This is a genomic window from Acidobacteriota bacterium (assembly GCA_020845575.1).
Classification (GTDB): Bacteria; Acidobacteriota; Vicinamibacteria; order Vicinamibacterales; family Vicinamibacteraceae; genus Luteitalea.
The window spans coordinates 77317-99166 of the sequence record JADLFL010000040.1; the positions used below are offsets into that span (position 1 = coordinate 77317).

The window sequence follows — 21850 nt, forward strand, 5'->3', positions numbered from 1 at the left end:
GCTACATGAGCGAAGAACCGGTGTGGCAGCTGCACGAGGCGAAGGCACGCTTCAGCGAAGTGTTCCGGCGCGTTCGGACCGAGGGTCCGCAGCGTGTCGTCCGGCACCGTGGCGAGGCCGTGATCATCGTCGCGGCCGAGGCGTACGAGCGGGACATGGCCCGGGCGGATCAGCCGGCATCGCTCGTCGACTTCTTCAGGGACGCGCCGACAGGCGGGCGTTCGCTGGACATCTCGCGCAAGCGTGACGCGACCAGAACCATCCGATGGTAGGCGGCCAGGCGGGTTTCCTGCTCGACACCAACGTGGTGTCGGAACTCATGAAGCCCCGGCCGAGCGCGAGGGTCGTGGCGTGGGTCGCGGCGACACCGGAACCCTTGCTGTACCTGAGCGCCATCACCATCGGAGAGGTGCGTCGCGGTATCGATCTGCTCGACGAAGCAGACCCGAGGCGGGGTGCTCTCCAGAGCTGGCTGAATCACGACGTGCGGTTGCGGTTCGCTGGCCGCATCCTGTCGTTCGATGAGGGTGTCGCCGAACGATGGGGACAGGTCGAAGCCCTTGCAAGGAAGCGGCGTGTAACCCTGCCGACCATCGACGCGCAACTGGCGGCAACGGCCCTGCATCATGGCTTGACCTTCGTGACCCGGAACGTCACGGACGTCGTGGCCACGGGCGTGCCCGTGTTCAACCCTTGGCCGAAGCGCGACGACGCGTGACGCGATCGCTCAGATCGCCCTCTGACCATCCGGCACCGTGTGGTCGGCGAAGAACGCTGCCGCGCCGTCCTCGCCGATCTCGCCGGCGGCAACGCCCATGGTGAACGCGTAGAGCGTGCCGTCATCGGCCGTCGACTCGTGGCCGTTCAGCAGCAGGAAGGTGACGGCGGCGACGATGGCGGTGCGCTTGTTGCCATCCACGAACGCGTGATTCCGCGCGAGGCCGAACATGTACGCGGCGGCCAGTTCATGCACGGTTGGCGTGCCGTAGTGAGCCTTCTGCTCCGGGCGAGCGAGTTCAGTACTTCACGTACACCGTCTTCAGCGTCGTGTAGAAGTCGATCGCCTCGGGGCCCTGTTCGCGGGGGCCGAGCGAGCTGGCCTTGGAGCCGCCGAAGGCGACCTGGTACTCCACGCCGGCTGACGGCAGGTTGACCATCACCATCCCGGCGTCGACGCGCTGCGCGAACTGCAGCGCGTGCGACAGGGAGTGCGTGCAGATGGCGGCCGACAGCCCGAAGCGCACGTCGTTGGCCAGCGCCAGCGCGTGTTCGAAGTCGTCGGCGGGCAGGATCGCCACCACAGGCCCGAACACCTCGTCCTGCGCGATCCCCATCGCCGGCGTCACATCGTCGAGCACGGTCGGCGCGACGAAGTGGCCGCGCGCGAGCATGCCGTCGGTGAGTCGTGTTCCGCCGGTGCGCACGCGTGCCCCGGCTTCCGCGGCCGCGGCGACCTCGCGCACGACGCGGTCGGCGTGCCGTGCGTCGATGCTCGGGCCGACGTCCACGCCAGCCGCGTTTCCAGGTCCGACGGTCATCGCGCGCGCCTTCGCCACGAGCGCGTCCGCGAAGGCACCGGCCACCGACCGCTCGACAATCGCGCGCGACGTCGCGGTACACCGCTGGCCCGTTGCGCCGAACGCCGCGTTGAGGACGATGGCGGCCGCCTCGTCGAGGTCGGCATCGGCAAGCACGATCGTCGGGTTCTTCCCGCCCATCTCGAGTTGCACGCGCGCGCGCCGCCGGCCGCATGTTTCGGCGACGGCCGATCCCGTCGTCTCGGACCCCGTGAACGAGATCGCGCGCACCTGCTCGTGTGCCACGAGCGCCTTGCCCGCTTCGCCGGCTCCGTTGACGACGTTGAGGACGCCTGCCGGGAGACCGGCCTCGACGAGGATCTCGGCGAGGCGCGTGGCGCACAGCGGCGCGAGCTCCGACGGCTTGAGCACGACGGCGTTGCCGCTCACGAGCGCCGGGCACGCCTTCCACGCGGGAATGGCGATGGGGAAGTTCCACGGCGTGATCGCACCCACGACGCCGAGCGGCGCGCGCAGCGTGTGCACGAACACGCGATCGCGCTCCGACGGAATCACGCGACCGAACAGACGCGCGCCTTCACCGCCGTAGTAGCGCAGGATGTTGATGGTCCTGCCGACCTCGCCGCGCGCCTCGGGCAGCGTCTTGCCCTCCTCGCGCGTCATCGTGCGCGTGATGTCGTCCGCACGCGACTCCAGGATCGTGGCCGCGCGATACAACACGTCGCCGCGCTTTGGCGCCGGTATCGCCGCCCATCCCGGCTGCGCGGCTCGCGCCGCGTCGACGGCGAGGGCGACATCCGCCGCCGACGATTCGGGAAACGTCCCGACGAGGTCCTCGGTGTCGGCGGGATTGCGATTCTCGAAGGTCCGTCCGGAGACGGACGCACGCCACTCGCCGGCGATCAGGTTCAGATGGGCGGACACGCGAACAGCTTACCCGACGTCCTCTCGTCCACCGGTCCGCGATACGCTCGTCGCGTGCGCCTGATCGTCACCGACCTCGACGGGACGTTGATCGACCATCACACGTACTCGGCTGATGCCGCCCTCCCGGCTCTCGCCGCCGCACGGGCCCGGCGCGCGCCGGTGGTGCCGTGCAGCAGCAAGACGCTCGCCGAGATGCGTGTGCTCGCGACGCAGCTCGCCCTGCAGCCGGCGCCCCTCATCGTCGAGAACGGTAGTGCGATCTGGTTCCCGGACACCTGGACGTGCGTTCCCGAAGCGGCCGAGCCGTGGGAGTCGGGTGGCCGTGTGCTCGTGCTGGGCGTGCGCGCCGGCGCGCTGCGCCCGTTGCTGACTGCAGTGGCCACCTCGGTGGGCGCCGATCTTCGTGGCTTCTCCGCGATGACCGATGTGGAGGTCGCAGATCGCACGGGTCTGTCACTCGACACGGCGGCGCTGGCTCGCGCGCGCGACTTCTCGGAGCCCTTCGTGTGCGTCGAAGGTGATGTCGAACTCGCGCGACTGAACGACGCGGCTCGCACACGCGGTGCGCGCGTGACACGCGGCGGACGGTTCTTCCATCTCACGGGGCTGTCGGACAAGGGCGAGGCCGTGAACGTCCTGCGAACGACGTGCGGGCCCGGCGCCCGTCTCCTGGGCCTCGGCGACGCACCGAACGACATCTCGCTGTTGCTCGCAACCGACGACGCGGCGATCGTGCCGCGGCCGTCACATGGTCCGCACCCTGACCTGGTGGCGGCGCTGCCGGCCGCGATCATCGCTCCCGCGCCCGGGCCTGCCGGCTGGAACGACGTGGTCCTCGCGTGGCTGTCGCGTGACGTGTGACTTACGCGTTGTCTGCGCGCACCGCGTCGCGCAGATCCTCGAAGATGGTCGACTGCGCGGCCACCACGCGGTTCCAGCTCGGGATGAGCGGGATGCCGAGCGGATCGTCGAGGAACTGCCGGCTCGCGATCTGCACGGCCTGAACGAACGCCCCGACCGCCGTTTCCTCGGCGTGCCTGTCGAAATCGAGGCCGTTGAGCATGGCGTCGTGATGGAACCGCGTGAGCGTATCCTCGGCGGTTCGGACGTACGCCGCCTGCAGCGTCCGGAACGTGCCGCTCGACAGCTCGATGCCCTCCGCGGCCAATTGACGGAACAGCGACTTGCAGATGTCGATCGTCATCTTCATGAGGCCCGCGGAGGGGTCGCCGCTCGACACCTGCTGGTGCTTGTGGTCGTACCGGTCCGCGATCCCCACCTGGCAGATCCGGTTGAGCGACGTGTTGCGATAGACCTCGCCCAGCATGCCCACTTCGAGACCCCAGTCACCGGGGATGCGCACGGCGCGCACCAGGTCGACGTCCATCGCGAACTCGCCGGCCAGGACGTACCTGAAGCTGTCCATGTACGCGAGCAGCGGCTGCGCACCCAGGATCTTCGTGAGGCTCCTGATGAGCGGCGTCATCAACAACCTGGTGACGCGCCCGTGCATGCGGTTGGCGCCGATCCTCGGATAGAACCCCTTGGCGAACATGTATCCCATCGTGGGGTTGGTCACCGGGTAGCAGAGACGCGCCAGCATCGACCTGTCGTAGGTGACGATGTCGCTGTCGTGCAGGGCGATCACCTGGCAGTCGGCTTCGCCGATGATCGACCCGTACGTCATCCAGCACGATCGCCCCTTGCCCTGTTCGCCGATCGGCAGGTCGTTCGCGAGGATTTCGCGATAGAGTGCCTGAAGGCGCGGGCCGTCGTGCCACACGACGGTGACGGGCGTGGAGACCTTGTCGAACGCGCGCCTGGCGGTGTCGAACTGGGCGCGATCGGCGCGATCGAGGGACACGACGATGCGCTTGAGGTACGGGACCTGCGCGAGCTCCGCGATGATGCCGGGCATCGCCGGGCCTTCGAACTCGGAGAACAGGGCCGGCAGGAGCAGGGCCGTCGGCCGCTGGCGTCCGTGCGTCACGAGCTCCGCCTCGAGCCGTTCGAGGGCCTCCGGCATCCCGAGGTTGTGCATCGTCGTGAAGACGCCGACCTGATAGAAGTCGCTCATCCTTCATCTTTACGTGCCGGCACCGCACCGGCGCAAGCAGAAACTGTTCTGGAGTCCCTTCGTGATTTGTAAGTGTGTTCTAACCCTATGCCTCGTGACCGGCGCGATCGGCACGCTCGGCTGCGGCGGATCGTCGGCCCCGTCGTTCGACGCCGGGCCGTCGGCGGCGCGTCATCCCCTCGCTGGCGTGGTTCGTGGCGTGAATCGCGCGGAGCGCCGCGTCACCGTCGCGCACGAGGCCATCCCGGGCTTCATGGACGCCATGACGATGGAGTTCGTGGTGAAGGAGGCGTGGGCGCTCGACGCGGCGGGGGCAGGGGACCGGCTCACCGCCACGCTCGTCGTCGACGGCGCCCGGTCGTGGATCGAGGGCGTGTCGTTGAGCAAGGCGACGTCTGGAGACTCGACAGCAGGCGATGCGGTCGGGCCTGCGCCGGGGACGCCGCTGCCCGATGCCCCGCTGCGCGACCAACACGGTCGCCGCGTGGTCGCATCGGACTTCTCGGGCCGTGCCCTCGTCCTCACGTTCATCTATACACACTGTCCGCTGCCCGACTTCTGCCCGTTGATGATGCGTCGCCTCGACGAGGTCGCGTCGCGCCTGCGGAAGGATGGACGCCGCGACGACGTGCAGATGGTGGCGATCTCCATCGACCCGGCGCGAGACACGCCGGAGGTGCTCGATGCGTACGGTCGGGCGCATATCACCGGCGAGGGCGCCGATCCGTTCCACAGGTGGTCGCTGCTGACCGGCACGCCTGACGACGTCGCCGTGTGGGCGCGCTTCTTCGCGCTCCATTTCGAGCCAGACGGCACCGAGATCACCCACGGCCTCAGGACGGCTGTCGTCGACAGCGAGGGCAAGGTGGTCGCCGTCTTCCGCGGGAACGACTGGACGGTGGAGCAGGTGGTGACACTTCTCACGCCGGCAACCGGCAACGGGCAACCGGCAACCGGTCAGCGCTGATGTCGGCAGGTAGCTCCGGCTCTCCGCCCTTCGGCAGGCTCAGGGCGACCTGAGCGGAGTCGAAGGTCGAGCCCGGCCCCCTGCCGACCATCCGCGCGCGTTCGGTGTCTAAGCCTCCAGACAGTTCACAGGAGGCTCCATGCTTCGTCCTCTCCTGGCTGCGGGCGCGATCACGGGATGCGTGGTCGCGGGATACGCAGCCGTGCCGCCCGGCGTGTCTTCACCTGTTGCGAAAGCGACATCTTTCTCATCGACGGATGTGCAGGGGCCGTCTCAGCGGCTCACGGTCGCCGGCGCCCGTCTCACCGGCGAAGTCCGCGACGTCCAGGGCCGACCGCTCGCTGGCGCCGTCGTCGACGCCGCCGAGAGGAACGGCGCCTGGCGTGCGTTGGCGCTTACCGATTCGTCCGGCCGCTTCGTGCTCGACGGCGTGCCGCGCGGCGAGATCACGCTGACGGTCAGGTTCGGCGACATCGAATCGGTGCAGGCCGTCGATACGGCGAAGACGACTTCCGTCGTCGTGCGGATCACGTCGGACGAGAGGGCGGACTACGGCGCCATCGGGAAGGTCGTGGGCGGGCTCCCACCACCAGCGGTGGCGCCGTTCCCCACACAGCGTACCGCCGCAGAAGCCGTCGCCATGGGCCGGATCCGTCATGTGCCGCCCATGGATCCGCAGCCCCCGTCGATGGACGCGTACGCCCGCGTCGACGCGTCGGGCTTCCGCCGCACCGCCGATCATCCGCTGTCCACGTTCAGCGTGGACGTCGACACCGCGTCCTACAGCAACAGCCGACGCTTCCTGATGGAAGGCCGGCTGCCTCCGCCGGACGCGGTCCGTGTCGAGGAGTGGATCAACTACTTCACGTATGCCTATCCCGCTCCGAAGAGCGGCGATGCGTTTGCCGTGAGTACCGCGCTCGCGGCATGCCCGTGGAACCGCGAGCACCAGTTGCTGCGCGTGACCGTCCACGGACGCGAAGTACCGCTCGACGAGCACGCGCCGAAGAACCTCGTGTTCCTCGTCGACGTGTCGGGTTCGATGATGTCGCGCGACAAGCTGCCTCTCGTGCGCACGTCCTTACGGATGCTTGCCGACCAGATGACCGACGGCGACCGCCTCGCGCTCGTGGTCTACGCGGGCGACACGCGCGTCGTGCTGCCGTCGACGCGCGGCAGCGAGAAGGCGCGCATCCACGCGGCGATCGAGGCGCTGCAGGCCGGCGGCTCGACAAATGGTGCGAGCGGCATCCAGCTCGCCTACGAAGAGGCGCGAAAGGGCTTCGTCAAGGGCGGCGTGAACCGGGTGGTGCTCGCCACCGACGGCGACTTCAACGTCGGGACGACCAGCATGGGCGACCTGACGCGGCTCATCGAGAAGCAGCGCGACAGCGGCGTGTTCCTGTCAGTGCTGGGCGTGGGGCGCGGAAACCTCAAGGACAGCACCCTCGAAGCGCTCGCCGATCGCGGCAACGGTAACTACGCGTACATCGACTCGTTGCAGGAAGCGCGCCGCGTGCTCGTGGAGCAGGTGGGCGCAACGCTCGTGACGATCGCCAAGGACGTGAAGCTGCAGGTGGAGTTCAACCCGACGCACGTCGGCGCGTATCGGCTGATCGGCTACGAGAACCGCGCGCTGAATACCGAGGACTTCGCAGACGACGCGAAGGATGCGGGGGAAATCGGTGCGGGGCACACGGTCACGGCGCTCTACGAGATCGTTCCGCGCGGACGCGAGAACGGCGTCGTCAGCGCGACACCGCTGCGCTATCAGACGACGACACCGGCGCCGGGCAAGGGCGGCGACGAACTGGCCACCGTCAGCGTGCGGCACAAGAAGCCCGACGGCGCGACGAGCGCGCTGCAGTCGCACGCGGTGAAGGCGAAGGTCGGAGAGGCAGACGCCGACACGGCGTTCGCGTCGGCCGTCGCGGAAGTGGCGCTGGTGCTGCGAAACGATTCGCTGGCGACGGGAGCATCCCTGGCCGCCGCCATCGAACGCGCAACGGCCGCTCGCGGCACCGACCCCGGCGGCTGGCGCGCCGAATTCATCCGCCTCGCCGGCCTTGCCCGGAGCCTGAAAGATCTGCAGAAACCCTCGCCGTCCGACCAGTAGCGGGCGCAGACGAAGGGGCTTCCGCCTCGCTCCATCAACGCTGTCCGCCGGATGAAATCCGGCGGCTACACCAGCGTGGTAGCGCCTGCCGTCCGCTATCCGGTGCCCGGCGCCCGCTGCCCGGTTGCCGGCGCCCGGTGTCCGGTTGCCGGTTGCCCGTCTGTTACTGATGCCGCTCGACGTGGACGCCGCGGGCGGCGAGCGTGGTGAGGAGTTGCTCGTACGTCTTCGAGTTCATGCGCAGGACGACGGGCGTGATGCCGATTTCGAGGGTGAGCCAGTGGCTCGGGCCGCGACGGAACGAGAAGCGGCCCGGCTTCTTCGTGGTGTAGGACGCGCGTGCGATCGAGTCGTAGGCAATCGAGCGCTTGGCGTTGTTGTCCTCGTCGACCACCACCACGCGGCGTGAGTCGAGGCGCACCTTCACGTCGATCTCCTCGTCCTCATCGTCGATGCGATCGATGAGGATCATGCCCTTGAACTCCACGGTGGGTCCGCGCGCGGGTGCTGGTGTCGCGGGCGCTGGCGCCGGCGGCGGTGTTGCCTCCGCAACCGTGTCCTCCGGCTCGGACGCCTGTCGCTCCGCTGGAGCGACGGGCCGCGTGTCGCGCGGGCGCGATGCCTCAGGAGGAGGCGTGCCATGCGCCACGGCGGCGGGTGGGGGCGGACCACCACTCACTGGTCGTGACGAAGCCGCGGGCGCTTCCATCGCCGGCGCGCGGGCGGCAGGTACTGCTGCTGTCGTGTCCGTGAGCGGTGCGCCTGGTGCCGTCCCGGCATCCGCTGTGGACACAGGAGCAGACGTCTCGACGCCGGTCTGCGGCGTCGCAACGCGCGATCGCCCGAACGCGAACCACCCCAGCGTGACGCCCGCGACAAGCAGCACCGGCACCGCCAGCGCGAGCACGCCGGGGCCGCGCCGCCGGATGGGCGGCGGCACGGGGATCGTCGCACCCGCCTGCGTTGTCGATGTCTGGCCCGTCGTGGAGACCTGTCCCGTGGACGAGGGCACGGCGACCGACCCCGACCACGCGGCGGCTGCCGGGTCGACGGCAGCCAGTCCTTCTGCTGGTGGCGCCTCGGGCAACGGCGGTGGCGACACAGCTTCGGCGACGGCCTGGTGCAGTTCCAGGCGCATCTGCGCGGCGCTGGGCGTGCGCTCGTCGCGATGGCGCGCGAGCGCCCGCACGAGCAGCGGTGCGAACGGGGCAGCCTGCGGGGGCAGCATCGCGGCCACGTCGGGAGTCGGGCCCTCGATGATTTCCCTGAGCAGGCCCGCCGTTGTCGTGGCGCGATGCGGCCGGCGTCCGGCGAGCATCTGGCACAGCACCACCCCGAACGCGTAGACGTCGACCCGGCCGTCGATGGGCTCGTCGAGCACCTGCTCCGGCGCCATGTACGTGAGCGTGCCGACGGCCTGTCCGGTCCTGGTCAGGCCGTCCATGCCGGCGATGCGCGCGATGCCGAAATCGAGCAACCGCGCGCGATTGCGCTCGTCGATGAGGATGTTGGCGGGCTTGATGTCGCGGTGCACCACGCCGAGCTGGTGCGCGTAGTCGAGCGCGTCGAGCACCTGCGACGCCCATTCGACGGCTTGCGGCACGTCCACCGCCGCATGCCGTTCGAGCCACCGCAGCAGGGCCTCCCCTTTCACGTACTCGGTGACCATGTAGAGCACGCCATCGTGCTCGGAGAAGCCGTACAGCCTGAGAATGTGCGGGTGATCGAGGCGCGAGAGGATCTGGGCTTCGCTGCGGAACCGCTCCGTGGCGGTGCCCTCGGAGTGGACGTCGCCGCGCAGGACCTTGATCGCCACCTGACGGCCGAGCATCTCGTCGGTCGCCAGATAGACCGCACCCATCCCGCCCTGGCCGAGGAGTGCGTCGATGCGGTATTGCCCGAGCCGTGTGCCGATCATCTCTCGTGCATGCGTGCTGGCCAGACCGTCCCCGCCTGCGGCAGGTCCGGCTCGCGGGTGGAACCGTCGTTTCCGGGTGGCGGGCCCGGCGCTCCAAGCCCGGCCGCAGTATAGCTTTGACAGGCCGCCACAGCCGTGGCGAAATAGCGCCCATTCCGGAGTCATCCATGCTCAAGAGACGCGATTTCCTCAGAACCGCCACGGCGGCCGGCGCCGCGCTGGCCATCACCGACCTCGCCCTGGCCCGCGTGGCCCCCGAAAAGGGCCGCTTCGCCATCTCGCTCGCCGAGTGGTCGCTGCATCGTGCGCTGCGCAAGCAGGAGTTCACGAACCTGGATTTCCCGCGCCTCGCCAAGGAGCAGTACGGCGTCACGGGGCTCGAGTACGTCAACCAGTTCTTCAAGGACAAGGCCAGGGACGCGGCCTACCTCGCGGACCTGAAGTCGCGTGCCGAGGGGTTCGGCCTGAAGAACGTGCTCATCATGATCGACGGCGAGGGCATGCTCGGCGCGCCCGACGCCGCCGTGCGCACCACTGCGGTCGAGAACCACAAGCCGTGGATCGATGCGGCAAGAACACTCGGCTGTCATGCGATCCGCGTCAATGCCGCGAGCCAGGGCGAATTCGCCGAGCAGCAGAAGCTCGCCGCAGACGGCCTCCGCCGCGTGGGCGAGTACGGGGCGACGCAGGGCATCAGCGTCATCGTGGAGAACCACGGCGGGCTGTCGAGCAACGGCGAGTGGCTGGCCGGCGTGATGAAGCTGGTGGGCATGCCGGGCGTGGGCACGCTGCCGGACTTCGGCAACTTCCGCGTCAGCCGCGACATCGAGTACGACCGCTACAAGGGCGTTGCCGAACTGATGCCGTACGCCAAGGGCGTGAGCGCGAAGACGCACGACTTCGACGCGCAGGGCAACGAGACGCAGATCGACTATCGGCGGATGCTCGACATCGTCATCGCGTCGCCGTATCGCGGCTTCATCGGCATCGAATACGAAGGCAACACCCTTGGCGAGCCCGAGGGCATCAAGGCCACCAGGGCGCTCCTGGAACGCCACCTGCAGGGATATCTGTGATCGCACGCTTCTCCGCCGCCATCCTGGCCGTCGCCCTCTCGGGGGCGATGGCCTCGCCCTCCTTTGCGCAGACGCCGGCGCAGCAGCCGGCCCCGATGCCGTTCGCGCCCGGCGTGCGGTACGACGCCTCGATTCCGACGCTGCAGCAGGTGCTCGGCTACGCACCAGGCGAGGCGATCACGCCGCCGGATCGCGTGGTGGCCTACCTGGAGGCACTGGCGAAGGCGGCCCCGACGCGGACCCGCCTGATCGAGTACGGCCGCACATGGGAGGGGCGTCCGCTCGTGGTGCTGATCGTGGCGTCTGCAGAGCGCATGGCGCAGCTCGACGCGGTGCAGCGCGGGCTGCAGCGCCTCGCCGACCCGCGCGTGCTCGCCGCGGGCGAGGGAGAAGCCCTCGTCGATTCACTGCCGGTGGCGGTGTGGCTGATGCACGCCGTGCACGGCAACGAGATCTCCTCGGTGGACGCGGCACTGCTCGAGGCGTACCACCTGCTCGCCGCGCAGGACGACCCGCAGGTCACGCAGATCCTGCGCGAGACGCTGGTCCTGATCGATCCGCTCGAGAACCCCGACGGTCGTGCGCGGTTTGTGGCTTCCAACACGCAGGCATCCGGACCGTGGCCGGACCCGGAGCCATTCTCTGCCGAGCACAATGAACCGTGGCCGGGTGGTCGCGCGAATCACTACCTGTTCGACATGAACCGCGACTGGTTCGCGCAGTCTCAGTCGGAAACGCGTGGGCGCACGAAGTTCTTCCTGCAGTGGTATCCGCAGGTGGTGGTGGACCTGCACGAGATGGGCGGCGATTCGAGCTACTACTTCGCGCCGCCGGCCGACCCGCTCAACCCGCACATCACGCCGCGGCAGGTTCACTGGTTCAACGCCATCGGGAAGGCCAACGCCGCGCGGTTCGACGAGCGCGGGTTTGCCTACTTCAATCGCGAGGTGTTCGACTCGTTCTTCCCGGGATACGGCGAGTCGTGGCCGATCTTCCACGGGTCGATCGGCATGACCTACGAGATGGCGTCCTCGCGCGGTCTCGTGTGGCGGCGCACCGACGGCGACGAGCTGACCTATCGCGACGGCGTGCTGCGCCACTTCACGTCGGCCATCACCACGCTGCACACGTCAGCGGTCAACCGGCAGGCACTGCTGCGCGACTTCCTCGAGTATCGCCGCAGCGCGATCGCGGAAGGGGAGAAGGGACGGACCCGCGCATGGCTCGTGCCCGTGGGGCCCGACCCGGCGCGCGCGCACCGGTTCGCGACGCTGCTGCGCGATCAGGGCTTCGATGTCCTCCAGTCGGCCGATGCGATCACCGTCGGCAGGCGCACGCTCGCCGCCGGCACGTACGTGGTGCCTGCCGCGCAGCCTGGCGGGCGCCTGCTCCAGAACCTGCTCGATCCCGCGATCGCGCAGCCTGAGGCCTTCGTGAAGGAGCAGGATCGCCGTCGGCGCAAGCGGCTGCCGGATCAGATGTACGACGTCACGGGCTGGCACCTGCCGTCGGCGTACGCGGTCGACGTGGTCTCCTTCGACAGGCCCGTCTCCACGCTGCGGACCACGGCCGTCGTGGCGCCGCAGGCGGTCTCGCTTCCTGCCGCGAAGGTGGGCTACGTGCTGCCGTGGGGGCTCGGCACCGCGCGTCTCATGGTGGCCGCGCAGGCGGCCGGCCTGCGCGCGCGGTTCGCGGACGAGAGCTTCACGCTCGGCGGACGCACGTATCCGCCGGGGACGGCGCTGTTCCGCACGGCCGAGAATCCGGGCGACCTGCCCGCCACGTTGTCGCGACTCGTGACCGAGCACCACGCGGACGTCGTCGCGCTCGACTCGGCATTCACGGAAACAGGCATCTCGCTCGGCAGCAACCTCGTGGTGCCCCTGAAGACGCCGCGCGTGCTGATGGCCTGGGACTCGCCCGTGTCGTCGCAGAGCGCCGGCTGGGCGCGTTACGTCCTCGAGCGCCGCTTCGGCCAGCGGGTCACGGTCGTGCGCATGAGCGCGATGGGGATGGCGGACCTGACGCGCTTCGACGTTCTCGTGCTCCCGTCGGGCAACTACACGCAGGCGCTCACCGGGCCGAACCTGCAGCGCGTCAAGGACTGGGTGAGTGCGGGCGGCACGCTCGTGACGATCGCCGAGGCGACCCGGTGGGCCACGCGCGACGGCGTGAGCCTGCTCGACACCACGCCGGAACGGCGCGACGGCCGCCCCGAGTCGTCGGGCAGTGCGCCGGCTGCCGGCGGGCAGGGCAACAGCGGAAACGCACGCCCGTCCGGCGGGAGCGCTCCCGCGACGGCGAGCGCAGAACCCGGCAAGCCGATAGACATCGAGAAGGCCACGCAGCCGCGCGACGAGGCGCCGGTGTCGACATCGGGCGCGCTGATGCGCACCAACGTCGATACCGAGCACTGGCTGGCCGCAGGTACGGGCTCCAGCCTGCACGTGATGGTCGAAGGCACCCGCGTGTTCTCTCCGATCACGCTCGACAAGGGGCGCAACGTGGCCACCTACGCGACGGGAGACGATGCGGTGATTGCGGGCCTGATGTGGCCCGAGGCGCGCACCCAACTCGGGAACAAGGCCGCCGTGATCGTGCAGCCGCGCGGCCGCGGACACGTGGTGGCGTTTGCCGAGGACCCCAACTTCCGCGCGTTCACGGAGGGTACGGAACTCCTCTTCATCAACGCGATCCTGCTCGGCCCGGCACACTGAATGCCGAATGCCGGGCTACAGAGGTTGTGAAGCCATCGCGTCTCGGCGCGGGTGGCGCCGGACGGGGTCGCCCCGCCCGCGCGCAGGCGCGTCAGTCGTACAAGGGCCGTTCGCGCCGAGGACGGGTGGGGCTGTCCGGCGACAGGACCCGCGCCTTCCCGAATGCGCGCGATGGCTTCACAGCCTCTACAGCCGTCGCATGAAGACCAGCGCGACGGCGGGGCCGCCTTCCTCGCCGTGCGGGGCGTAGATGGGACGGTCGCCCGCGGCGACGAATCCGCACGCCTGGTAGAACCGGATCGCCCCCATGTTGCCCGGCATCACGGCCACATCGAGATGTCGGGCGCCGGCCACTCGCGCCTGCGCCACGCTGTGGGCCACGAGCGCGCGGCCCACGCCCTCCCGCTGGTGCGGCGGATCGACGTGCAGCGTGTACAGCTCGCAGGCCGACGCGTCGTGCGCGCTCCGTCCGGTGCCTGCCGCGCCGACCACCTGTTGATCGCATTCGGCCACCGCGAACCCGAACCAGCCCTCCGCGGGGGCGACCTCGCGGCGCACGCGCGCGGGCGCATGGAAATGCGCGACCACCCGGGCGACGTACTCATCGGTGACCAGTCCCGCGTAGGCGCGGCTGGCCGCGCGAGTACACACCGCAGCAATCGCCTCGGCATCGTCCTCGACGGCCTGTCTGATCATCACGCCCCGCATGCCACTGGTATGATGCGCCTGCTTTCCGACCGTCACGCCCATGCCCATGCCATCGTCCCTGCCTTTCGGCTGTAGCTCGCGCGCGGTGCGCGCGTCGTTCCTGACCGGTCTCGCCCTGGGGACCCTCGTCATCGGCACTGCCGCGTACGCGCGTGCAGCCGATCCGGGTCAGCCGGCGGGCATCGTCGTCCCCGCCGCGCAGAAGGTCACGTCACCGAAGGAGCAGTTCGGCTTCGCGATCGGCGATGACTACCAGCTTGCGACGTACGAGCAGCTCAGCGCCTACTGGCGCAAGCTCGACGCCGAGTCCGACCGCCTGACCGTCGTCGACATCGGCAGGACGGCCGAGGGCCGTACGCAGCTGATGGGCATCGTGACGTCACCGGAGAACCACCGCAGGCTGGATCGGCTCAAGACGATCGCGCGGCGGCTGGCGCTGGCCGAGGACGTCGTCACGGAGGCCGATGCGCGTGCCCTCGCGACGGAAGGCAAGGCGGTCGTGTGGATCGACGGCGGCCTGCACGCCAACGAGACGCTCGGCGCGCAGCAGCTCATCGAGACGATGTACCAGTTCGTGAGCGGCAACGACGCCGAGACGCTGCGCATCCTCGACCAGGTCGTCATCCTCTTCGTGCACGCCAATCCCGATGGGCACGACCTCGTGGCCAACTGGTACCTGCGCGAGCGCGATCCCCTGAAGCGGTCGCTCGACGACCTGCCGCGCCTGTACCAGAAGTACGCCGGACACGACAACAACCGCGATTCGTACATGACCGCGCTCGCCGAGACGTCCAACATGAGCCGTCAGCTCTTCCGCGAGTGGTTCCCGCAGATCATGTACAACCACCACCAGACGGGCCCGATCGGCACGGTGATGTTCGCGCCGCCGTTCCGCGATCCGTTCAACTACGTCTTCGATCCGCTGATCCCCACGAGCATCGATCTCGTCGGCGCGGCGATGCACACGCGGTTCGCGGCGGAGGCCAAGCCCGGGGTCACGACGCGTCGCGGCGCCAACTATTCCACGTGGTGGAACGGCGGCCTGCGCACCACCGTGTACTTCCACAACATGGTGGGCCTGCTCACCGAGACCATCGGCAACCCGACGCCGATGGAGATCCCGTTCCGGCCCGAGCGTCAACTGGCGAGCACCGATCTCCCGTATCCGATCGAGCCGCAGACGTGGCACATGCGCCAGAGCGTCGACTACTCGGTGACCGCCAATCGCGCCGTGCTCGACGTGGCCGCGCGCTATCGCGAACAGTTCCTCTTCAACATCTGGCGCATGGGCCGCAACTCGATCGAGCGCGGCCAGCGCGACACGTGGACGACGTATCCGAGGCGCGTGCAGAAGGTGCGTGAAGCGGTTGGTGCGAACGCCGCGCCCGCGCGTGGCGCGCGCGGCATGGCGAGTCCGCCGCGCGTGTTGTTCGACTCCGTGCTGCGCGACCCCGCGCTGCGTGACGCGCGCGCCTACGTCCTGCCGTCGGATCAGCCCGACTTCCAGACGGCGATCGCGTTCGTCAATACGCTGATCCGCGCGGGCATCACCGTACATCGCGCGGGCAGCCCGTTCTCCGCGCAGGGGAAGACGTATCCGGCGGGTTCGCTCATCGTGAAGACGGCGCAGGCATTCAGGCCGCACGTGCTCGACATGTTCGAGCCGCAGGATCACCCCGACGACTTCCAGTATCCCGGCGGTCCGCCCATCCCGCCCTACGACAGCGCGGGCTGGACGCTCGCCTTCCAGATGGGCGTGCAGTTCGATCGCCTGCTCGACGGACTCGACGGATCGTTCGAGCGCGTGGCCGACGAGCTCACGATTCCCGCGGGCACCGTGACAGGGCCCCCCAACGCGACGACGTACGTGTTCTCGCACGCGAGCAACCAGGCGTTCCGTGCCGTCAATCGGCTGCTGGCTGCGGGCGACAGGGTCGAACGCCTGCCCGACGGCCAGTTCCGCGTGTCGGCGACCCGCCAGACGCGCGCGCGGCTGTCGGACATCGCCACGGCGACGGGCGTCTCGTTCGAAGGCCGCACCGGCGCGGCCACGCCAGCGGGGCACGTGTTGAAGCGCGTGCGGCTGGCGCTCTGGGATCGCTACGGCGGATCGATGCCGTCCGGCTGGCTGCGCCTCGTGCTCGAACAGTTCGAGTTCCCGTACGAGGTCGTGTACGTCCCGCAGATTGACGCCGGCGAGCTGAAGACAAAGTTCGACGTACTGATCCTGCCCGACGGCGCGATCCCCGATCCGGCGCGCGGTGGCTTCGTGCCTCGTGCGCCGCGCGTCGAGGCCATCCCCGAGGAGTTCCGATCGCGCATCGGATCGTTCTCGACGACCACCACGCTGCCACAACTGCGCGCGTTCCTCGAGGGTGGCGGGCAGGTGCTGTCGATCGGCGGCTCGACGTCGCTTGCGACACACCTCGGCCTGCCGGTAGGCAACAAGCTCGTCGACGGCGCCGGTGCGCCGCTCGCCGACGAGCAGTACTACGTGCCGGGATCGGTGCTCCGCGTGAAGGTGGACACGGCGCACGCGCTGTCGCAGGGTCTGCGCGCAGACACCGACGTGTACTTCGACAACAGCCCGGTGTTCACGCTGCCGGCCGACGCGCAGGCCAGGGGACTCACGCCGATCGCGTGGTTCGATTCGGCCACGCCGCTTCGCAGTGGATGGGCGTGGGGCCAGCAGCACCTGCAAGGTGGCGTCGCGATCGCCGAAGCCAGGGTCGGCGCGGGCCGCCTCGTGCTCTTCGGCCCGGAGATCACGTTCCGCTCCCAGCCGCACGGCACGTTCAAATTCCTCTTCAACGGGATTTTGCGACAGTAGAATCCTGTCGGGCACCGGGCACCGGGCACCGGGCACCGGGCACCGGGCACCGGTCTGACGGTCGTAGGGGCACCCCTTGTGGGTGGCAGCACCACGGGCTGAAGCCCGTGGCATCCATTCCGGTTGCCGGTTGTCGGGTTGCCGACTGGCCCGTCCACCCCCGTGCTACATCGTGTGATGTGGGGGTGGCGGCAGGACCGGGAACGGGCCCGGCCCATCGGTGTCGCGCCTGACGCGCGGGCGCTGCTTGTCCTGATACATGTGCACGTCGGCCGTGGCGAGGAGCGCCTCTGCCGACTCGCCGTCTGCGGGGAAGACGGCGGCGCCGATGCTGACGGTCACAGAGAAGGTGCGACCGTCCGGCAGACGCATGGTGTGGGCGGCGATCCGTGCCTGGAGATCGCGAAGGCGCTCTTCCGCTTCCTTGCGCCGGCAGTCGGCGAGAACCACGACGAACTCGTCTCCGCCGTAGCGCGCGCAGACGTCGTACGGACGCACGGCCTGGCGCAGCACCGTCGCGAGTTCTCGGAGCGCGGCATCGCCGACCTGGTGCCCGTCCCTGTCGTTGAGCGACTTGAAGTCGTCCACGTCGAGGAGCAACAGTGCGAGCCGCGACGCCTGTCGTCCGGCGCGCGCGAGCTCCTGCGTGAGGTGCATCCACAGGAAGCGCGTGTTCGGCAGGTCCGTCAGCGGATCGGTGAGCGCTTCGGCCTGCGCGCGCGACAACTGCAGCGCGTGACTCAGTGCGGGCCCGGCCTGCCGCGCCACCATCTCGAGCAGCCGGCACTCGTCGGCCGTGTAGCACTCCGGCGTCACGTGGTAGACGGCCAGTGCACCCACCAGATCGTTCCGCTCACCGAGGAGCGGGCACACGATCGACGATCGGAGTCGCGTGGTCTCGTGCGTCGTCCCGGCGATGTACGCCTGCGGATCCACGTTGGCCACCGCGCGCTTGTCGCGCACCGCCTGACCGAATACTCCCGCGTCGACGCCGACGCGCACCGCGGAGAGCAGCTCGGCGTCGAAGCCCTCGGCAAAGACCGCCGTGAAGGCGCGCGACGCGCTGTCATAGAGATACAGCGCCACGCTCGAGTACGGGATCACGCGACGGAGTTCGCGCGCGAGCAGTCGCGCCGTGCCGTCCACGCCGAGACCAGCCGAGATGCCCTGCGAGATCTCGAAGAGCGCGGCGTCTTCGCGGTGGGCGGAGACGATCGACACGAGCGACGACCCGGTGGGCACCTCGCGCGCGGCGCCATCGAGCGTGGGCAGGAGCGCGATGAACCGATCCACGAGTTGCGGGTCCAGCGACCTGCCGGCTTCCTCGCGCAGGACGGCCATGGCGGCCTCACCGGTCAGCCGTTCGCGATACGGCCTGTCGCTCACGAGCGCGTCGTAGTGATCGACAACGGCCAGCACGCGCGCGCCGACTGGAATCGCATCCTGCTGCAGCCCCTCCGGATAGCCCTTGCCGTCCCATCGTTCGTGGTGCGCGCGGACGAACGCGGCGACAGCATCCGGCAGCGGCAGGCCCGCGATCAGGTCGGCACTCACTTGCGGATGGATGCGGATCTTGTGGAACTCCTCGACCGAGAGGGGTCCTGGCTTGGACAGGATGTGCGCCGGAACCGCGAGCTGGCCCACGTCGATCAAGAGGGCGGCTGTCCGCAGGGCTTCGACGTCGGCCGACGGCAGGCGGCTCGCTTCCGCCAGCGCCACGGCCCACGATCGACGTCGGTGCAGGCGTCGTCCGGAGGGATCGTGCTTGGTGTCGATGGCGCCAGCGAGCGTCTCCACGAGTGCCGCCGATGCCGTGTCGTGCGCGTCGCTCCGACCCGTGTCGCGCCGCCCCGTGGCGGTGGCGCCGGACCCGAGGCTCGCCAGGCCCGCGCCCAGGGCCACACCAAGGACGAACGCCCCTGTGACGGTCCATCCGGCGGCGACCAGCAGCACGCCACCGAGGACGCACGCGGCCGTCACGGGCCGAAACAGGGCGGGATCGAGGACGCGAGACACGGAATCGTCAAGTATGGCGCGCTTCGATCGCGCCCGCAATGCACGGGTCTTGACGCGCCGGGGGGCCGGTGGCAGTGTTGAATGGATGGTCGTGACGCTGGCGACCCGGCTTCGGGCGTTGTGGCTGCTGTGTCTGCTGGTCGTTGGACCCGCCGGCCCGCTGGGCCTGATCCTCTCCGGTCATGCCGCCGGCGAGAACACGCACGTCCTCAGCATCGTCCACGATCCTGCCGACCATGGCATCGCACCCGGTGCGCTGCCCGAGGGTAAGCAGGAAGAGCCGTGCCTGTTCTGTCAGGCGGCCTCGTCACTGAGCATCGGGTGCCTCGAATCGGCCGCGACATTCGTCGCGCCAGACAGGTCCGCAGTCAGCTGGATCGACTCGCAGGCCGCCGCGCCGCGCGCGGCCGTGCGATCCGGCCTTCCCGCCCGCGCACCACCCGCACACGCCTGACCGGCATCGCGCCGACCGTTCGCGTCCTTCATCTCGAATACCGGGTTCTGGTGCCGCGTCGCAGTCGCCGGCACCGGCGGGTCGCCATGGCGTACCCGCTTGCGGTGATCGTTCATCGCCCTGCGTGGAGTGTGCTCCTCATGATGTGCTCTGGCATTGCTTCGGCTGCCGTGCGACGTCCGTGGACCGGTCGTGTCCTCGCGCTGTTGCTGGTCGTCTTCCTGTTTCCACGTCTCGCGTCAGCGCAGCCGTCACCACGCGAGGTGCGCGGCACCGTCGTTGCCGGCGAGACGAGGACGCCGCTGCCCGGCGTCACCATCACTCTCGAAGAGCGCGGGACGGTCGTCGTCACGGACGAGAATGGCGCCTTCGTCCTGCCGGTTTCCGCGTCGGGCGTCATCCACGTCAGGGCGAGCGTGCAGGGGTTCCTGCCCGTGCGGCACGAGGTTGCGCTGACGGGCCCGGTGGCGCCACTGGAGTTCGTGCTGCAGGACGATCTCCACTACGCCGAGGCCATCACCGTGGGTCCGGCGCCACGCGACCCCTTCGAGTCCTACCAGCCGACAACGGTGCTGTCGGGGCAGGAGCTGGATCTGAAGACCGACGGGTCGCTCGGTGCGCTGCTGAAGAACGAGCCCGGCGTGGCCGAGCGGTCGCTCGGCCCGGGGCCCTCGCGTCCTGTCATCCGAGGGCAGGACGGTGACCGCGTGCTGATCCTGCAGAACAGTCAGCGCACCGCGGACCTCTCCAGCCAGTCCGGCGATCATGGCGTGCCGATCAATCCGGCCGCGGCGACGCAGGTCGAAGTGGTGCGCGGTCCCGCGACGCTGCTCTATGGGCCCAACGCCATCGGCGGTCTCGTCAACGTCATCTCGAATCAGATTCCGACAGCACCAGTGACGCGCGTGACGGGCGCCACGCAGGTGGATGTGGCGAGCAACGCCAGCCAGGCGAGCGTGGCCGGTGACCTCACGGTCGGCAACGGCGCGTGGGCGATGAACATCGGCGCGTCTGGCCGTCGCGCAGGCGAGTACGACACGCCCGAGGGCAAGGTCGACAACACGCAGTCGCGCGCGGCGTTTGCCAACATCGGCGTGTCGCGCACTTCGGAGCACGCCTACCTCGGGGCCGGTGTGCAGATCGACGACACGAAGTACGGCGTGCCCGTGATCGAAGGCGGCGAGATCTCGCTCACGCCGCGGCGGCAGGTGTACGGCGTGCGCGGCGAAGCGCGCAATCTCGACGGGCTGTTCTCGTCTGTGCGCGGCTCCGTGTCGTATCACCGCTATCGCCACGACGAGCTCGAAGGTTCCGAAGTGGGCACGAGCTTCGAGAACGACATGGTCGACGTCGACGTGCGCGCCATGCATCGTCCCGTGGGTCGATTGACGGGCACCGTGGGTGTGTCGGGCTACGCGCGGCAGTTCTCGGCCGATGGCGCGGAAGCGCTGTCGCCGCCCGTCGACCAGAAGGTGCTCTCGGCCTTCAGCTATCAGGAGCTGTCGTGGTCGCACGCCACGGTGCAGTTCGGCGCACGGTTCGATCGCGCAGACTACCAGCCCGAGGGTGGCCTCCGGCCGCGCACGTTCAACAACGTGTCGTTCTCACTGGGGTCGCTGGTGCGCCCCACCGAGCAGAGCACGCTGGCGGTGAGCTTCGCGCGCGCGGCGCGCAATCCGGCACTGGAAGAGCTCTACTTCCACGGACTGCACGCCGGCAACTTCTCGTTCGAGGTCGGCAACGACGACCTGCGCTCGGAGATCGCGTACGGGCTCGACGTCTCCTATCGCGTGCGTCTGAAGCGCGTGTCGGCCGAGGTCACGTACTTCAACAACACGGTGAACGACTACATCTTCCGCAGCCCGCTCGGCGAAGAGGCGTACGAGGCGCGGTTCGGCGGTGGTGACGATCACGACCATGACCACGATCATGACGATGATCACGGCGGGCATGGACATGACGAGGAGCTTCCGATCGTCGAGTTCGTGGGTCGCGACGCGCGACTGCAGGGCGTGGAAGCGCACGCCGACATCGACCTCGGCGCGGGGCTGCACCTCGAACTCGGTCTCGACTCGGTGCGCGGGACGCTGCGCGATTCAGGCGACCCGCTGCCGCGCGTCCCGCCGGTGCGCATCATCGGTGGCCTGCAGTACCACCGCAACGCGTGGCAGGTCGGCGGCCAGGTGCTGACCGCACGCGCGCAGCGCCGCACGTTCGACATCGAGACACCCACGGACGGCTACACCACGCTCCGCCTGTTCGGCGCGTACTCGGTGCAGGCAGGCAGGCTGCTGCACACCGTCTCGGCGCGCTTCGACAACGCCACCGACGTGCTGTACCGGAACCACCTCAGTCTCGTGAAGGACATCGTCCCCGAGATGGGCCGAAACGCGAGGGTGGTGTGGAGCGTGAAGTTCTGAACGTCATCGGCAACCGGCAACCGGCAACCGGCAACCGGACACGGCACGCCGGGTAGCGGGGACCGAAGACGCATGTCCCCGACTGA

At 69.2% G+C, this 21850-nt stretch carries 16 protein-coding genes; 10 read left to right on the plus strand and 6 right to left on the minus strand.

Going from position 1 to position 21850, the window contains the following annotated elements; all coding sequences use genetic code 11:
* The first annotated feature begins 5 nt into the window (after window positions 1–5).
* Both IT182_11495 and IT182_11500 read left to right on the plus strand, forming a co-directional pair.
* Entirely contained in the window at window positions 6–272 is a 267-nt protein-coding gene (locus IT182_11495) for a type II toxin-antitoxin system prevent-host-death family antitoxin (protein ID MCC6163960.1), read from the plus strand.
* The gene (locus IT182_11500; protein ID MCC6163961.1) at window positions 266–718 is read left to right on the plus strand and encodes a type II toxin-antitoxin system VapC family toxin; all 453 of its coding nucleotides are present in this window, start codon (window positions 266–268) and stop codon (window positions 716–718) included. Before IT182_11495 ends, IT182_11500 begins: the two co-directional genes overlap by 7 nt.
* Before the next feature lie 9 nt (window positions 719–727).
* On the opposite strand, the gene IT182_11505 is transcribed toward IT182_11500, so the two are convergent.
* Both IT182_11505 and IT182_11510 read right to left on the minus strand, forming a co-directional pair.
* Entirely contained in the window at window positions 728–973 is a 246-nt protein-coding gene (locus IT182_11505; protein ID MCC6163962.1) for a type II toxin-antitoxin system death-on-curing family toxin, read from the minus strand.
* A 43-nt stretch (window positions 974–1016) separates the two neighbouring features.
* The gene (locus tag IT182_11510; GenBank protein MCC6163963.1) at window positions 1017–2462 is read right to left on the minus strand and encodes an aldehyde dehydrogenase family protein; all 1446 of its coding nucleotides are present in this window, start codon (window positions 2460–2462) and stop codon (window positions 1017–1019) included.
* Between IT182_11510 and IT182_11515 the strand changes: the two genes are divergently transcribed.
* A complete protein-coding gene (locus IT182_11515) occupies window positions 2451–3326 on the plus strand; it encodes an HAD-IIB family hydrolase (GenBank protein ID MCC6163964.1) in 876 nt (291 codons plus the stop codon). The genes IT182_11510 and IT182_11515 overlap by 12 nt on opposite strands.
* A 1-nt stretch (window position 3327) precedes the next feature.
* On the opposite strand, the gene IT182_11520 is transcribed toward IT182_11515, so the two are convergent.
* A complete protein-coding gene (locus IT182_11520) occupies window positions 3328–4542 on the minus strand; it encodes a glycosyl transferase (protein ID MCC6163965.1) in 1215 nt (404 codons plus the stop codon).
* A gap of 94 nt (window positions 4543–4636) precedes the next feature.
* Here IT182_11520 and IT182_11525 point away from each other — a divergent pair, with 94 nt between their 5' ends.
* Window positions 4637–5509 carry an SCO family protein gene (locus IT182_11525; GenBank protein ID MCC6163966.1) on the plus strand — a complete coding sequence of 291 codons (873 nt, stop codon included), beginning with the start codon at window positions 4637–4639 and terminating at the stop codon, window positions 5507–5509.
* 139 nt (window positions 5510–5648) lie between these two features.
* Window positions 5649–7625 (plus strand): von Willebrand factor type A domain-containing protein, encoded by a 1977-nt coding sequence (locus tag IT182_11530; protein MCC6163967.1) that lies wholly within the window; start codon window positions 5649–5651, stop codon window positions 7623–7625.
* Between the two features lie 163 nt (window positions 7626–7788).
* On the opposite strand, the gene IT182_11535 is transcribed toward IT182_11530, so the two are convergent.
* On the minus strand, window positions 7789–9543 hold the full coding sequence (locus tag IT182_11535; GenBank protein MCC6163968.1) for a protein kinase: 1755 nt from the start codon (window positions 9541–9543) through the stop codon (window positions 7789–7791).
* Between the two features lie 167 nt (window positions 9544–9710).
* On the opposite strand from IT182_11535, the gene IT182_11540 reads away from it, so the two are divergent.
* Both IT182_11540 and IT182_11545 read left to right on the plus strand, forming a co-directional pair.
* Window positions 9711–10619: a TIM barrel protein gene (locus tag IT182_11540; protein MCC6163969.1), complete on the plus strand. Its 909-nt coding sequence runs from the start codon at window positions 9711–9713 to the stop codon at window positions 10617–10619.
* Complete coding sequence (locus IT182_11545) at window positions 10616–13336, plus strand: peptidase M14 (GenBank protein MCC6163970.1); 2721 nt, start codon at window positions 10616–10618, stop codon at window positions 13334–13336. The genes IT182_11540 and IT182_11545 overlap by 4 nt, the downstream gene beginning before the upstream one ends.
* 186 nt (window positions 13337–13522) lie before the next feature.
* On the opposite strand, the gene IT182_11550 is transcribed toward IT182_11545, so the two are convergent.
* Window positions 13523–14044 (minus strand): GNAT family N-acetyltransferase, encoded by a 522-nt coding sequence (locus IT182_11550; GenBank protein MCC6163971.1) that lies wholly within the window; start codon window positions 14042–14044, stop codon window positions 13523–13525.
* A gap of 46 nt (window positions 14045–14090) precedes the next feature.
* Between IT182_11550 and IT182_11555 the strand changes: the two genes are divergently transcribed.
* Window positions 14091–16874 carry a peptidase gene (locus IT182_11555; GenBank protein MCC6163972.1) on the plus strand — a complete coding sequence of 928 codons (2784 nt, stop codon included), beginning with the start codon at window positions 14091–14093 and terminating at the stop codon, window positions 16872–16874.
* A 165-nt stretch (window positions 16875–17039) separates the two neighbouring features.
* Here IT182_11555 and IT182_11560 read toward each other — a convergent pair whose 3' ends face one another.
* Window positions 17040–18890 carry a diguanylate cyclase gene (locus tag IT182_11560; protein MCC6163973.1) on the minus strand — a complete coding sequence of 617 codons (1851 nt, stop codon included), beginning with the start codon at window positions 18888–18890 and terminating at the stop codon, window positions 17040–17042.
* Window positions 18891–18981: 91 nt separating this feature from the next.
* Between IT182_11560 and IT182_11565 the strand changes: the two genes are divergently transcribed.
* Together IT182_11565 and IT182_11570 are read left to right on the plus strand one after the other, a co-directional pair.
* Window positions 18982–19344, plus strand: coding sequence for a hypothetical protein (locus tag IT182_11565; GenBank protein ID MCC6163974.1), 363 nt, complete (start codon window positions 18982–18984; stop codon window positions 19342–19344).
* Between the two features lie 170 nt (window positions 19345–19514).
* Window positions 19515–21764, plus strand: coding sequence for a TonB-dependent receptor (locus IT182_11570; protein MCC6163975.1), 2250 nt, complete (start codon window positions 19515–19517; stop codon window positions 21762–21764).
* Window positions 21765–21850 lie beyond the last annotated feature (86 nt).